At 70.4% G+C, this 13,386-nt stretch carries 13 protein-coding genes; 7 read left to right on the forward strand and 6 right to left on the reverse strand.

The annotated features are described in order from the left end of the window. Positions 1 to 87: 87 nt before the first annotated feature. A complete protein-coding gene (locus KUG39_RS15025; protein ID WP_094587353.1) occupies positions 88 to 1,482 on the reverse strand; it encodes a TIGR03279 family radical SAM protein in 1,395 nt (464 codons plus the stop codon). A gap of 54 nt (positions 1,483 to 1,536) precedes the next feature. Continuing rightward, positions 1,537 to 2,409, reverse strand: coding sequence for an undecaprenyl-diphosphate phosphatase (locus tag KUG39_RS15030; protein ID WP_094587354.1), 873 nt, complete (start codon positions 2,407 to 2,409; stop codon positions 1,537 to 1,539). Positions 2,410 to 2,504: 95 nt separating this feature from the next. Between KUG39_RS15030 and KUG39_RS15035 the strand changes: the two genes are divergently transcribed. From KUG39_RS15035 to nadB, 3 genes are all read left to right on the forward strand, one after another. Next, positions 2,505 to 3,227, forward strand: coding sequence for a DUF3120 domain-containing protein (locus KUG39_RS15035; RefSeq protein ID WP_353617400.1), 723 nt, complete (start codon positions 2,505 to 2,507; stop codon positions 3,225 to 3,227). Positions 3,228 to 3,358: 131 nt separating this feature from the next. Continuing rightward, complete coding sequence (gene psbU, locus KUG39_RS15040) at positions 3,359 to 3,736, forward strand: photosystem II complex extrinsic protein PsbU (protein ID WP_094587356.1); 378 nt, start codon at positions 3,359 to 3,361, stop codon at positions 3,734 to 3,736. A 155-nt stretch (positions 3,737 to 3,891) separates the two neighbouring features. Next, the gene (gene nadB, locus KUG39_RS15045; RefSeq protein ID WP_216916109.1) at positions 3,892 to 5,538 is read left to right on the forward strand and encodes an L-aspartate oxidase; all 1,647 of its coding nucleotides are present in this window, start codon (positions 3,892 to 3,894) and stop codon (positions 5,536 to 5,538) included. A gap of 27 nt (positions 5,539 to 5,565) precedes the next feature. On the opposite strand, the gene KUG39_RS15050 is transcribed toward nadB, so the two are convergent. Then, a complete protein-coding gene (locus KUG39_RS15050) occupies positions 5,566 to 6,492 on the reverse strand; it encodes a vitamin K epoxide reductase family protein (RefSeq protein ID WP_216916111.1) in 927 nt (308 codons plus the stop codon). Positions 6,493 to 6,615: 123 nt separating this feature from the next. Between KUG39_RS15050 and rimO the strand changes: the two genes are divergently transcribed. Next, positions 6,616 to 8,010, forward strand: a complete 1,395-nt coding sequence (gene rimO, locus KUG39_RS15055; protein WP_216916114.1) for a 30S ribosomal protein S12 methylthiotransferase RimO — start codon at positions 6,616 to 6,618, stop codon at positions 8,008 to 8,010. Continuing rightward, positions 8,007 to 9,236 carry an MFS transporter gene (locus KUG39_RS15060; RefSeq protein WP_216916116.1) on the forward strand — a complete coding sequence of 410 codons (1,230 nt, stop codon included), beginning with the start codon at positions 8,007 to 8,009 and terminating at the stop codon, positions 9,234 to 9,236. The genes rimO and KUG39_RS15060 overlap by 4 nt, the downstream gene beginning before the upstream one ends. Here KUG39_RS15060 and KUG39_RS17760 read toward each other — a convergent pair. Further along, positions 9,223 to 9,339 (reverse strand): cytochrome b6-f complex subunit 6, encoded by a 117-nt coding sequence (locus tag KUG39_RS17760; protein WP_502690441.1) that lies wholly within the window; start codon positions 9,337 to 9,339, stop codon positions 9,223 to 9,225. The two genes, KUG39_RS15060 and KUG39_RS17760, sit on opposite strands and share 14 nt — an antisense overlap. Before the next feature lie 181 nt (positions 9,340 to 9,520). Between KUG39_RS17760 and KUG39_RS15065 the strand changes: the two genes are divergently transcribed. Beyond that, positions 9,521 to 11,131, forward strand: a complete 1,611-nt coding sequence (locus KUG39_RS15065; RefSeq protein WP_094587361.1) for a B12-binding domain-containing radical SAM protein — start codon at positions 9,521 to 9,523, stop codon at positions 11,129 to 11,131. 59 nt (positions 11,132 to 11,190) lie between these two features. Further along, positions 11,191 to 11,712: a hypothetical protein gene (locus KUG39_RS15070; RefSeq protein ID WP_216916118.1), complete on the forward strand. Its 522-nt coding sequence runs from the start codon at positions 11,191 to 11,193 to the stop codon at positions 11,710 to 11,712. A 23-nt stretch (positions 11,713 to 11,735) separates the two neighbouring features. Here the strand turns inward: KUG39_RS15070 and KUG39_RS15075 are convergent, their stop codons facing one another. Beyond that, on the reverse strand, positions 11,736 to 12,119 hold the full coding sequence (locus KUG39_RS15075) for a DUF4346 domain-containing protein (protein ID WP_216916120.1): 384 nt from the start codon (positions 12,117 to 12,119) through the stop codon (positions 11,736 to 11,738). Next, complete coding sequence (locus KUG39_RS15080) at positions 12,082 to 13,323, reverse strand: GNAT family N-acetyltransferase (protein WP_216916121.1); 1,242 nt, start codon at positions 13,321 to 13,323, stop codon at positions 12,082 to 12,084. The genes KUG39_RS15075 and KUG39_RS15080 overlap by 38 nt, the downstream gene beginning before the upstream one ends. Positions 13,324 to 13,386: the final 63 nt, after the last annotated feature.

Below are 13,386 nucleotides of genomic sequence, written 5' to 3' on the forward strand. Positions count from 1 at the left end.
AAACGACTGCCGACCAGAGCTGACAATGGCCCGCTCAGACCAAAACGGCGTGGCGGGCCTCGGATTGACGACTATTTCAGCAGCCTCTTAAGCATCTCCCCGTGGGGTGCCGAGGCAGGCGGCCACCAGATCGTCCGCACCCCCCAGCAATCGAACTGGCACAGGCAGACGATCACGCAGCTCGGCGAGGGTGCTGTCGTCCAGAAACACCTCCTCCCCCTCCCGCAGCATCACCCGCGGCAGCAGCAGTTCCTCCCCCAGGTCACGGCCGCGCAGGCCCTCGATCAGGTCGGAACCCGTGAGCAGCCCGGTGACCACCTGCTCCTGCCCCCAGTAGGGGCTGGGCAGGCCATGGAGGAGCAGCTCCAGCCCCTCGACCCGGTTGAGCCTCTCCACCACCGGCTGCAGGGCCTCGGCCACGAGGCGACCCACCACCCAGCTGCAGCGGCGCGGGCTGGCGATGCTGGCGGGCAGCTCCCGGGTGGCCCCCTCCAGGTCCTCCAGGAAGGCGCGGATGCTGCCGACCCCGTTCTCCTGCTGGGGCAGATCCTCGTAGCTGGCGCGCGGCGGCAGGGGCTGGCCGGCGATCAGGAACCACTCATCGGACAGCCAGGCGAAACGGCTGCCGGTGCTGGCCTGGAAGGCGGGCTGCAGTCCCTCGACCCGGGCGATCACCTCCAGGGCCCCCTCCCGGTCGACCGGCCTGAGGGCATCGCCGGCCGGACGGAAGCGCGTCAGACCCACCGGCACCACGGCGGTGGAGAGCACGGCGGGCCAGGGTCCGGTGGCGAACCGCGCCAGGTCGGTGAGGGTGCGCTCCAGGGCCTCGCCGTCGTTCAGCCCCGGACACACCACCACCTGGGCGTGGATCTGGAGCCGCCGCTCGGCGAACCAGGCCAGCTGCTCCAGCAGCAGGGCGGCCCGTGGGTTGACCAGCAGGCGGCTGCGCAGCTCCGGATCGGTGGCATGGACCGAGACGAACAGGGGCGAGAGGCGCTGCTCCTCGATGCGGCTCCAGTCGGCCGCCGTGAGGTTGGTGAGGGTGAGGTACGAGCCGTAGAGAAAGCTGAGCCGGTAGTCGTCGTCCTTGAGGTAGAGGCTGTCGCGGCGCCCCGGCGGCTGCTGGTCGATGAAGCAGAAGGGGCAGTGGTTGTTGCACTGGCGCAGGCCGTCGAACAGGGCCTCGCTGAAGCCCAGCCCCAGCCCTTCATCCAGGTCCTTTTCCAGCTCCACCACGTGGAGGGTGCCGTCGGGGTCCTCCACCTCCAGCACCAGCTCCTCCTCCCCCTGCAGCACCTGGACGTCGATCAGATCCCGCGGCCGGATGCCGTTGATGCTGCGCAGGCGGTCACCGGGCTGGAACCCCAGCTCCTCGGCGATGGAACCCGGCTCCACCGTCGCCACAAGGGCAGGCCGGGGCTGGGTGACGGGCCCGGCGAGGGCGGTGGGCCCGGCGAGGGCAGAGGAGGGCTCCTTCCACACGGGAGGTGACGGCGGGGCGAGGGACGTTGGCTCCAGTGTGGCGGTCCCGCCCCTTCAGGGGGTGACCCCCTCCAGCCCCCGGAAGCCCAGCAGGATCACCAGGCCGAACAGCAGCCGGTAGCCGACGAAGATCCAGGTGCTGTTCTGCTGCAGGAAGCGCAGCAGCCAGGCGATCGCCAGCCAGGAGACCACCGCCGCCGCCGCGATGCCCACCAGCATCGGGATCACGCCACCGGTTTCATCCGAGCCGAAGGCGGCCTTGAGCTCCACCAGCCCCGCCAGGGTGATGGCGGGAATGCCCAGCAGGAAGGAGAAGCGGGCCGCGTCGGAACGCTGCCAGCCATCAAAGAGGGACGCCGTCAGGGTGCTGCCCGAGCGGGACACCCCGGGAATCAGGGCGAGGGCCTGGGCCAGCCCCACCAGCAGGCCGTCCCGGGGGGTGACCGCTTCGAGCAGGCGGCGGCGGCGGCCCACCAGTTCCGCCACCGCCAGCAGCAGGGCCATCACGATCGAGACGATGGCGATCGAGGTGAGGCTGCGCAGGGGGGAGGTCTCGTAGCCGGGCAGCAGCACCTTGATCGCCAGACCCGCCAGCAGAATGGGCACGGTGCCCAGGGCGATGGCCACCCCCAGCCGGGCCGGCGGGTCGTTCCACTGGCCATGGCGGAAGGCCCGGGCCACCCCGGCGCTCACCTCGGCCAGATCCTTGCGGAAGTAACCGAGCACCGCGGCGATGCTGCCGAGCTGGATCACGGCTGTGAAGGCCACCCCGGGATCGCCCCAGCCCAGGAGCACCGGGACCACCTTGAGGTGGGCCGTGCTGCTGATCGGCAGGAATTCCGTCAGCCCCTGCACGACCCCCAGAACGAAGGCGTGCCAGCAGGCCTCGACCAGGGGCAGGGCGGCGGCCGTGGCGACCAGCGGCATGGGGGGAGCCGATACTGCGGCTGACCCTATGGCCGGACGGGTCACGGAAGCACCCCCCTACCCCCTTAAGGTTGCACAACTTTCTTCACAACCAGGTGCTCGGGGTTCCACCCACCCTTTCCGCCCGTTCCGAGGCCCTCCCGGGCCTGCGGCTCGGCACCGTCCCGACCGCGGCCGTGCTGCCCCTGGCGGCGGTCCTGCTGGTGACCGTGCCGGTGTTCCTGCAGGCCCCCTGGGTGCGCGCCGCGCCGATGGCGGCGACCCTGTTCACCATCCCCCTGATGGCCTTCGCCCTGCTGCTGGAGCGCCGGGGCCAAGGCCCGTGGCAGCAGCTGGGTGTGCTGCTGGTGGGCTTCTGCGGCTGCTGGCTGGGGGGCTGCCTCTTCTGGGGCTGGTTCCGGCTCCATCCGGTGATGCATCTGCCGATTGAGGCCTTCGCCCTGCCCCTGGCGGCGGCGGGCCTCGGCGGCCGCTGGCGCCTGGCGGGCGCCTTCTACCTCGGCTCCCTGCTGGGCACCGCCAGCACCGATGGGGTGATGGCGGCCGCCGGCCTCATGGACCTCTGGCCCCGGGTGCTGAACGCCCCCCTCACCGAAGCTCCCCTCCTGCTCCAGGGCGCTGCCCTGCAGGTGCTCCAGCCCTGGCCCCTGGCCCTGATCGCTCTGGCGGCGGGCCTGCTGCTGGTCCTCTGCCGCCGCCTCTGGTCGCTGGGTGGGCCCTGGCGGGTGGCCGCCGCGGCCGTGGGCACCACCCTGGCCGTCGATGGCCTGTTCCTCGGGGCGGCCCTGCTGGCCCCCCAGCTGAGCGGCCTGATCTGAAGAACTGCAAAAGCGCGCCCGCCTCTGCAGGGAGACCCGGGGGCCTTCTGTAACGTTGCTGGGGTGATCTGCGGATCACTGCCCAGTCCCTGCCAGGGTCCCCTGGTTCTATCCCCCTAAGGAGTGTCGTGATGAAGCGGCTGCTTGCCTGGTTGATGAGTGGTGTGGTCCTGGCCGGTCTGCTCGTGACCCTGCTTCTGCCCGGTGCCGCCCTCGCCGCGGAGCGCCGCAACGAGATCGACGACAAGCTCGCCGAGAGCGTCGGCAAGGTGGATCTCAACAACGCCTCGGTGCGCAGGTTCCAGCAGTACCCCGGCATGTACCCGACCCTGGCCGGCAAGATCGTCCTGGGTGGTCCCTACGACAGCGTCGACGATGTGCTGTCCCTCGATCTGACCGATCGCCAGAAGGAGCTGTTCAACAAGTACAAGGGCAACTTCACCGTCACCCCCCCGGCGATCGCCCTGAACGAAGGCTTCGATCGCATCAACGACGGCGTCTACCGCTGAGCCCCCAGCCGGGCCACCACCAGCCCTCCCGAACCGCCGTCACCACGGCGGTTTTTTTGTGGCCGCGGGCCCGCCACCGTCCGTCCCATAGGCTCGGCTGCACAAGGCACGGTGCAAAGGGGTGAACCAGCCGCTTGGATGAGCCGGATCCGCGCATGGCACCCCACTGGGACGTGGTGGTGGTCGGCAGTGGTGCCGCGGGCCTGATGACCTGCCTGGAATTGCCCCCGCAGCTGCGCGTGCTGCTTCTGAGCAAATCCAGTTCCCCCCCGTCGGCCAGCCGCTGGGCCCAGGGGGGCATCGCCGCGGTGACCGGAGCCGACGACAGCTTCGCCAGCCACATCGCCGACACCCTCAAGGCGGGCGCCGGGCTCTGCGATCCGGCCGCGGTCGAGGTGCTGGTGCGGGAGGCGCCGGCCTGCGTCGAGCGCCTCGTGCAGCTGGGCATGGACTTCGATCGCACCCCCCAGGGCCTGAGCACCACCCTGGAAGCGGCCCACAGCCACCGCCGCGTGCTCCACGCCCAGGACCGCACCGGGGGAGCCCTGGTGGATGCCCTGGAGCGGGAGGTGCAGCGCCGGCCTGGCCTGGAGCAGCGCAAGGGCATCCCCGCCCTGCAGCTGTGGGTGGAGAACGGCCAGTGCCTTGGCCTGCAGGTGCTCGAAGGCCAGCGGCTCCGCTGGCTGAGGGCCGGTGCGGTGGTGCTGGCCAGCGGCGGCGGCGGCCATCTGTTCGCCCACACCACCAACCCGGCCCAGGCCAGCGGCGACGGCGTCGCCATGGCCTGGAGCGCCGGCGCCCGGGTGCGGGATCTGGAGTTCGTCCAGTTCCACCCCACGGCGCTGATGCTGCCGGACGCCCCCCACTTCCTGATCAGCGAGGCGGTGCGCGGCGAGGGGGCCCGGCTCTTCGACGACGCCGGCCGCTCGCCGGTGGCCCGCCTGGAGGGGGGCGATCTGGCGCCGCGGGACCAGGTGAGCCGGGCCCTGGCCCGCTGCATGGCCGAGCAGGGGGTCACCCACCTGTGGCTCGACCTGCGGCCGGTGGGTCGCGAACGGCTGGAACGCCAGTTCCCGACGATCCTGCGCCGCTGCCGGGAGCTGGGGCTGGCCCCCGGCGACGCCCCGATTCCGGTGGCCCCGGCCGCCCACTACTGGATGGGGGGCATCGGCACCGACCTGGAGGCGGCCACCAGCCTGGGGGGCCTGTACGCGGTGGGGGAGGTGGCCAGCACCGGGGTGCACGGGGCCAACCGGCTGGCCAGCAACTCGCTGATGGAATGCCTGGTCTTCGCCCGCCGGCTGCGCCATCTGCAGCCCCAGCCCCTTCCCCCCACACCCCTCGAAGCCCCCTGCGAGTCCCCCCCGGCCCTGAGCGAGGCCGAAGCGCGCTCGGGCCCCGATGAGGCCACCCTGCTCGCCGCGATCGCCGACCTGCGCCGCCTCTGCTGGCAGGTGGCCGGCGTGGAGCGCCGCGGCGTCGATCTCATCGGCGCCCTGCGGCAGGTGCGCAGCGAGCGCTCGGGCCATGAGCGCTCCCCCCTGCTGCGCCGCGCCCATGATCTGCCCCACGACCAGGAACTGACGCTGACGCCGGAGCAGGGCCGCCGCCTGCTGCTGCTGCAGGACCTGCGCCAGCGGCTGGTGCTGGCGGAGCTGCTGATGGAGGCCGCCGCCTTCCGGGTCGAGAGCAGGGGCGGCCATCACCGCACCGATTGTCCTGCGCCCCAGCCGTTCTGGCGGCGCCACACGGTGCAGCTGCGGGGCCGCTCACCCTTCACCACCCCGGTGGGGCAGGAGTGAAGCGGCAGGTTCAGGCGTGAGGGCGGCTCAGTTGGCGATCGAGCCCTTGTAGCCGCTCAGGGCGGCGAGCTGGGCGAGGGTCTTCTGGCCGGAATCGAGCTGGCCCTTGATCTCCCAGGTGGGGAAGCCCTGAATGTTCTTGCTGGCGCAGAGGGCGGCCTGGCTGTTGCGACCGTCGGGGGCGCATTCGATGATCTTGAGCTTGGCGCTGGCCTCCTTGCCGAAGAGCTGCTTCTGGTCGTGGCAGTGGGGGCACCAGTAGGCCGAATACATCACCGCGCCGGTGGCGGTGAGGTGGTCGGCGAGGGCGATGGTGGCCGGCGTGCTGGCCGAGGTGACCGGAATCGGCATGCCCGGGCCCGTGGCCGACTCGGGCCGGTTCAGGGAGGTGGCCCAGCCGAGGCCGATCAGGCCGACGGCCAGCACCGTGAGCACGCCACGGAAGAGCAGGGCACCGGTGTCCTCCCACTCCCCGTCGATCAGGCTGAGCACGAACAGCGTCAGGCTGATCGCGGCCGACATCAGGCAGAAGGTGCAGAACGCCTTGATCTGGAAGGCCATCACCCCCACCAGCACCAGGCTGAAGACCGCCATGCCGGCGCTGAGCAGGAACAGACCCCACCAGCTGAGCCCGTTGATGGTGGTGCGGGCCTCACCCTTCAGCAGCAGCGGCAGCACCGCCATCACCAGCACCGCGCCATAGGCCAGGAAGCCGAACAGGGACAGGGGCTGGCCGAAGACGCTCCCCCAGGGGCTGTTGAGGACCTTGTCGCAGCCCTCCGCCCCTCCAGGGCAGGAGAGGGCGCCGATCACGCCCCAGCGGTTCAGGGTGATCGATCCGGTGTCGATCACGCCGATGGTGGCCAGCACGGCCATCACCACCCGCGCCCAGCGGCGACCCGGCTCGGGGCGACGGCGACTCGTGAGGCGACTGGCGAGGCGGGTGGAAGTCACGGGGACCAACGGATCACGGTGCGATTCTCGCAGCCGCAGGGGCTTGCATAGGGTGGAGATCGGCGTTTGTCGCCCGGCCCCCAGCGGGCCGCAGGCCCGTCCCCCCCTCCCTCCCGCAGCACCATGCCCCCCCAGCCCGGCCGAGAACGGCCCACCGTGGCCTTCACCCATCTGGGTTGCGAGAAGAACCGGGTGGACACCGAGCACATGCTCGGCCTGCTGGCCGAGGCGGGCTACGGGGTCAGCGCCGACGAGAGCGAGGCACGGGTGGTGGTGGTCAACACCTGCAGCTTCATCCAGGACGCCCGCGCCGAATCGGTCCGCACCCTGGTGGAACTGGCTGAACAGGGCAAGGAACTGATCATCGCCGGCTGCCTGGCCCAGCATTTCCAGCAGGAACTCCTGGACTCCCTGCCGGAGGCCAAGGCCATCGTCGGCACCGGCGATTACCAGCACATCGTCGAGGTGCTGGAGCGGGTGGAGGCCGGGGAGCGGGTCAACCGGGTGAGCCAGGTTCCCACCTTCGTGGGGGACGAGCACCTGCCGCGCTACCGCACCACGTCCGAGGCGGTGGCCTACCTGAAGGTGGCCGAAGGCTGCGACTACCGCTGCGCCTTCTGCATCATTCCCCGGCTGCGGGGCGACCAGCGCTCCCGCCCGATCGAGTCGATCGTGGCGGAGGCCCGCCTGCTGGCCGAGCAGGGGGTGAAGGAGCTGATCCTGATCAGCCAGATCACCACCAACTACGGGCTGGATCTGTACGGCAGGCCCCGCCTCGACGACCTGCTGCGGGCCCTGGGGGAGGTGGAGATCCCCTGGATCCGGGTCCACTACGCCTACCCCACCGGCCTCACCGAACCCGTCCTGGCCGCCTACCGGGACGTGCCCAACGTGCTGCCCTACCTGGATCTCCCCCTGCAGCACAGCCATCCGGAGGTGCTGCGGGCCATGAACCGTCCCTGGCAGACCGGGGTCAACGGCGCCCTGCTGCAGCGCATCCGCGACCAGCTGCCCGACGCCGTGCTGCGCACCACCTTCATCGTCGGCTTCCCCGGGGAGACGGAGGAGCACTTCGAGCATCTGCTGGCCTTCGTGGCCGAGCAGCGCTTCGACCATGTGGGCGTGTTCACCTTCTCCCCGGAGGACGGCACCGCCGCCGCCGATCTGCCGGATCCCGTGCCCGCCGAGGTCGCCAGCGAGCGGCGGGACCGGCTGATGGCCCTGCAGCAGCCGATCGCCGCCGAGCGCAACGCCGCCTGGGTGGGCCGGATCGTGGACGTGCTGATCGAACAGGAGAACCCCACCAGCGGCGAGATGCTGGGCCGCTGCGCCCGCTTCGCCCCTGACGTGGACGGGGAGGTGCACGTCAGCCCCGGCGAGGGCGGGCTGTGCGCCGCTCCGGGCACGATGGTGCCGGTGCGAATCACCGCCGCCGACACCTATGACCTGCGCGGCGAGGTGGTCGGCGCTGGCGCGATGGTGAGCGAAGCCCTGGCGGCGACACGGAGCCGGGCTTGAGTCCCGGCAGCGGAGGCGGCTGGCTGCAGCGGCACCAGCGCCCCCTCTTCCTGGTCGCCTCCGGCCTGAGCACCACCGGTTCCTTTGCCGGACTGACGGCCAAGGGCTGGATCCTGATGGCCGGCACCGGCAATCCGCTGCTGCTCGCCCTGCATTTCGCCGCCCTCGCCCTGCCGAGCCTGGTGGTCAGCGGCCGGGCCGGGGTGCTCACGGATCGGCTGGGCTGCGAGACGGTGCTGATCCGCTCCCAGTGGGGCCTGTTCGGCGGGGCGGCCCTGGGGGCCCTCGCCATTCCCCTGCTTCAGGGGGTGGGGCAGGTGGTGTTGCTGTTGCTGAGCACGCTGGTGGTGGGCGTCTCCAGTTCCTTCGAGCTGACGGCCCGCAGCAAGTACTGCTCGCTGCTGGTGGAACGGCCGGAGCAGGTGGCCCCGTATCTGGCCAGCTTCTCGGTGGTGTTCAACGTCGGCAAGCTGGTGGGCCCTCCCCTGGGGGGCTGGCTGGTGGCCCTTTCCGGGCCCGCGATGGCCCTGGCGATCGATGCGGCCTCCTACCTGCTGCCGATCGCCACTGTGGTCTGGCTGCTGCGTCCCCACCGGGACTTGGAGCAGCGCAGCGCCGGAGGCGCGGGGGCCAGCCTCGGGGCCGCCTGGCAGGGCTGCGGGCCGACGCTGCGCCACGTGCTGCGCTTCACCACCGTGGCCTGCCTGGTGGGCTTCTTCCATCCGGGCCTGGCGCCCCTGATCGCCGCCGAGGTGATCGGGCCTTCCCCGCAGGCCCTCGGCCTGTTCACCAGCGTGCTGGCGGCCGGCAGCATCGCCGGCGGGCTGGTGCTGCAGCGCAACAGCCGCGCCCTGAGTGAGCGACCGGCGCTGCTGCTGGGGGGCTGCGCCGTGGCGGTGGCCCTGGCCCAGCTGGGGATGGCCGCCGTGTCCGGGGGGCCTGTCGCCCTGGCGATGGCGCTGCTGCTGGGGGCCGGCACCGCCGGCCTGCTGGCCGGATCGAACCTGATTCTGCAGGTGGGGGCGCCGATGGCCCTGCGCGGCCGCATGGCCGGTCTGGGGCAGATCGCCTTTCTGGGGGGCGGTGGCGTGAGCGGCCTGGTGGCCGCCGCCCTGGCGATGACCGTTGGGCTGTCTGCCACCTTCGCCCTGCTCGGCGGCGTGGGGCTGGTGGTGGGCGTGCTGGAACTGGGCCGGAAAGGAGCGCTGCGGCTCAGATCAGCCTGATGCCCTTGAGCACGACCGTGGCCAGGAAGGCGGCGGTCAGCCCGCCACCGACGAGCGCCAGATAGATCACCACACCCACGAACGCTGCTGCGAGGAAGGCCATCATTACAGCAGAGGATCCGCCCCCTTCCGGCCCCAGGCCAGGCGAGGAGGGGGTAGAACCATCGAACAATTACCGAAACCTCCTAGGGTTGCGGCGCAGCGGAACCCGCCTGAACCCCTGCCGCAGCCGCGCTATCGCCCACGGACCATCCCCACCGGACCATCCACCAAGCACCTGCAGCATGCGCACCCTCTTCATCTATCCCGAATTCCCGAAGACGTTCTGGAGCTACGAGAAGATTCTCGAGCTGGTCAACCGCAAGGTTCTCCTTCCGCCCCTCGGGATGGTCACCGTGGCGGCCCTGCTGCCCCAGACCTGGGAGATGAAGCTGGTCGACCGCAACGTCCGCGAGGTGACCGAAGCCGAGTGGAACTGGGCGGAGCTGGTGGTGATCTCCGGGATGATCGTCCAGAAGGCCGACATGGCCGCCCAGATCGCCAAGGCCAAGCAGCGGGGCCTGCCGGTGGCGGTGGGCGGACCGTTCGCCAGCTCCACCCCGGACGCGCCTGAGCTGCAGCTGGCCGATTTCAAGGTGCTCGACGAAGGGGAGATCACCCTGCCGATGTTCATCGAGGCGATCGAGCGCGGCGAACGTCAGGGGCGTTTCAGTGCCGAAGGGGAGAAGCCCGACGTCACCGGCACCCCCATCCCCCGCTTCGATCTGCTCGAGCTGGAGGCCTACGACTCGATGTCGGTGCAGTTCTCCCGCGGCTGCCCGTTCCAGTGCGAGTTCTGCGACATCATCGTGCTCTACGGGCGCAAACCCCGCACCAAGACCCCCGAGCAGCTGGTGGCGGAGCTCCAGTACCTCTACGACCTGGGCTGGCGCCGCTCGATCTTCCTGGTCGACGACAACTTCATCGGCAACAAGCGCAACGCCAAGCTGCTGCTGCCGGAAATCAAGCGCTGGCAGATCGCCCACGGCTACCCCTTCAGCTTCGCCACCGAGGCCTCGGTGGACCTCGCCTCCGATGACGAGATGATGCTGATGATGGCCGAGGCCCGCTTCGACAGCGTCTTCCTCGGCATCGAGACCCCCGACGAGGCCAGCCTCGAAACGGCCCGCAAGCTGCAGAACACCCGCAGCTCCCTGGAGGAATCGGTGGACCGGATCACCTCCTACGGCATCCGGGTCATGGCCGGCTTCATCATCGGTTTCGACGGCGAGAAGCAGGGTGCCGGCGATCGCATCGTCGAATTCGTCAGCCGCACCGGCATCCCCGCCGCGATGATGGGCATGCTGCAGGCCCTGCCCAACACCGGCCTCTGGCATCGCCTCGAGAAGGAAGGCCGGCTGGTCCAGGAGAAAACCGACGCCAAAGGCGTCAACCAGACCAACCTGCTCAACTTCGTACCCACCCGGCCGATCCGCCAGATCGCCAACGAGTACGTCGATGCCTTCTGCCGCCTCTACGAGCCGAACGCCTACATCGACCGGGTCAAGCACTACTACCTGAAGATGGGCCAGCCCCGCTGGCAGCAGTACGTGCCGGCGGCGGCCTTCGGCAAGGCCAGCCTGCCCAGCTGGACCGATGTCCGCGCCCTGCTGATCGTGATCTGGCGTCAGGGACTGAAGCGCGACACCCGCGGTCGCTTCTGGGCTTCCCTGTTCACCATCGCCCGTCGCAACCCCAACAACCTGGAGCAGTTCCTGGTGACCCTCGCCCACAACGAGCACTTCCAGGAATACCGGGGCGTGGTGACCCGCGAGATCCAGGAGCAGCTCGCCGCCCTGCCCCCGGAACCGCCCGAGGGATCGCGCGAAACCACCCGGGAGCTCCAGCCCGCCTAGAGCTCCAGCCCTGACCGGCGACGGGAGTACGGTCCAGTCACTGCATCGGTGACGCAGTGATGCAGAAGACCTCCGAACCGAAACGCCGTTTCACCCGCACCTCGGCGCTGGCGATCGTCGCTGGATGCGGGCTGCTGGGCCTGGCCCTGAGCCGCTGGGATCCCTTGGGCCCCCAGTCTATGATCTGCCGCCACCGGGACGACCCCACCGGCCAGATCGACTTCCGCGTCGATGTGGGGCGGGGGGACGATCGGGTGCGCTTCGCCGATGGCCAGACCCTGCCGGTGAAGACCTCCCGCGACCGGATCACCTTTCTGGAGAAGGAAGCCAACAACTTCCACCTCTCCGATAACGACGGCGATGAAGTGGCCATGGGCCATGCCCCGACCAGCCAGCAGCTTCCGGGCATCGCGTCGCTGAAGCCCCCGATGGTGGTGCATCCCGACCAGCACCACGACGTGGAGCACCACACCACGATCGACCGCCGCACCCTCACCTTTCAGGAAAACGCCATGCAGAAAGGGGGCGGGCGCGGGGCCTTGATGATGGACGGCCGCTGCCGTCCCGTCGCCGCCGGCTGAATCGGACCCTGGGCGGGCTGGGGCTAGTCCTGCACGTAGGGCAGGCACGCCACAAGACAGTGCTCCGCCTTCTGGAGCTCCCGGCCCAGGTAGAGGGCATGGTCGAGCCGCGACAGGGGATGGGGGCCGTCTCCCTCGGTCAGGGCGATGCCGAGTTCCTTGGCGCTGCGGCCCCGGTACACGGCCCGGGGTGCCCGCGGGTCGCCGCCCCGGCAGCTGAGCACCTCTCCGGTGTCGGGGTCGGTGGCCAGTCCCCGTTCATCGATGCCGTTGGCGTAGTGCTCGGCGATCAGCTCGCCGGCGGCGGCATCCACCTTGATCAGGAAGTAGCCCGCTGCATCGAGGCTGATGAAGCGCTGGGAGAGAGCCTCATCCAGGCTCTGACGGGGGTTCGGGTCGCGGTGCATGGGGAGGATCGTAGGAAGCGGTGAAGGGAAGCTCCGCGTTCATCGCCGCGATTGCCGCGTGCATCTCCCGGTTGGCACCCGGCAGCCAGTCCCGCAGGATGGCGTCGAAGCGGGGGTCGTACCAGCGGTGCAGGCTGGCCCGGGGCTGGGCCACGAAGCCCCGGCGCCGCTTGTGGCTGCCGCCGGCACCGGGATCGAAGCTCTCCAGGCCGCGCTCGATCGCCCAGGCGATCGGGGCGTAGTAGCAGACCTCGAAGTGCAGGTTGTCGAGCTCGATGTCGCTGCCCCAGTAGCGGCCCCAGAGGCCGGTGGCATCGTGCACGCACAGCGACATCGCCAGCGGCTCCATCGGCTCGCCCCGATGGGCGCTGAACAGCACCAGGTGCTGGCGCAGGTCGGTGGCGGCCGCCTGGAAGAAGGACTCGGTGAGGTACTTGCTGCCCCAGGGCCCCCAGCGGCTGCAGTGCTGCTCGTAGAACCGGTGCATCCGCTCCAGCAGCCGCGGCGGGATCTCCTCCCCCGCCAGGGGCGTGACCGTCAGCCCCGCCGCCTCCACGGAGCGCCGTTCGCGGCGGATGTTGCGGCGCTGGTTGGCATTGAAGCTGGCCAGATAGGCCTCGAAGTCGGCATGGCCCGGGTTGCGCCATTCGCTCTGCTGGTTGATCCACAGGGCGCAGCCGGCGGCCTCCGCCAGGGGCTGCCAGGCCGGATCCACATAGAGGAAGTTGCAGCTGAGGATCCCCTGGCGCCGGCAGAAGACGTCGATCTCGGCCAGCATCCGCTGGGTGAGGGCCGCCGCGTCCTCGCCGGGGGCCACATGGAAGCGGTAGCCCTGCACCGGGCTCACCGGGCTCATGCCGACGAGCTTGGGGTAGTAGCGCAGGCCCAGCTGACCGGCGAGCTGGGCGAAGGACTGGTCGAAGACGAACTCCCCGTAGCTGTGGCCCTTCAGGTACAGCGGGGCCAGGGCCACCAGCCTCCCCTGGCGCCAGAGCCCCAGGTGGCAGGCCTGCCAGCCCTGGCGGGGCACGATGCTGCCGCTGGCCTCCAGGTGGTGCAGCCAGCGCCAGCCATAGAAGGGGCGATCCACCGCATCGGTCACCGCCGCGGCTGCGGCCTCTCCGGTGCCCCCCACCAGGGCCTGCCACTGGTCTTCCGGGATCTCCTGTGTGGCCTGATGCCAGCGGACTTGCAGCTCGGCCATGGCCGCTGGCAACGCAGGGGGGAGGGGGCAGGCGCAAAACTAACGGTTGATTCCCTGCGACCG

This window comes from Synechococcus sp. CCAP 1479/10 (assembly GCF_019038515.1).
GTDB lineage: Bacteria > Cyanobacteriota > Cyanobacteriia > PCC-6307 > Cyanobiaceae > Cyanobium.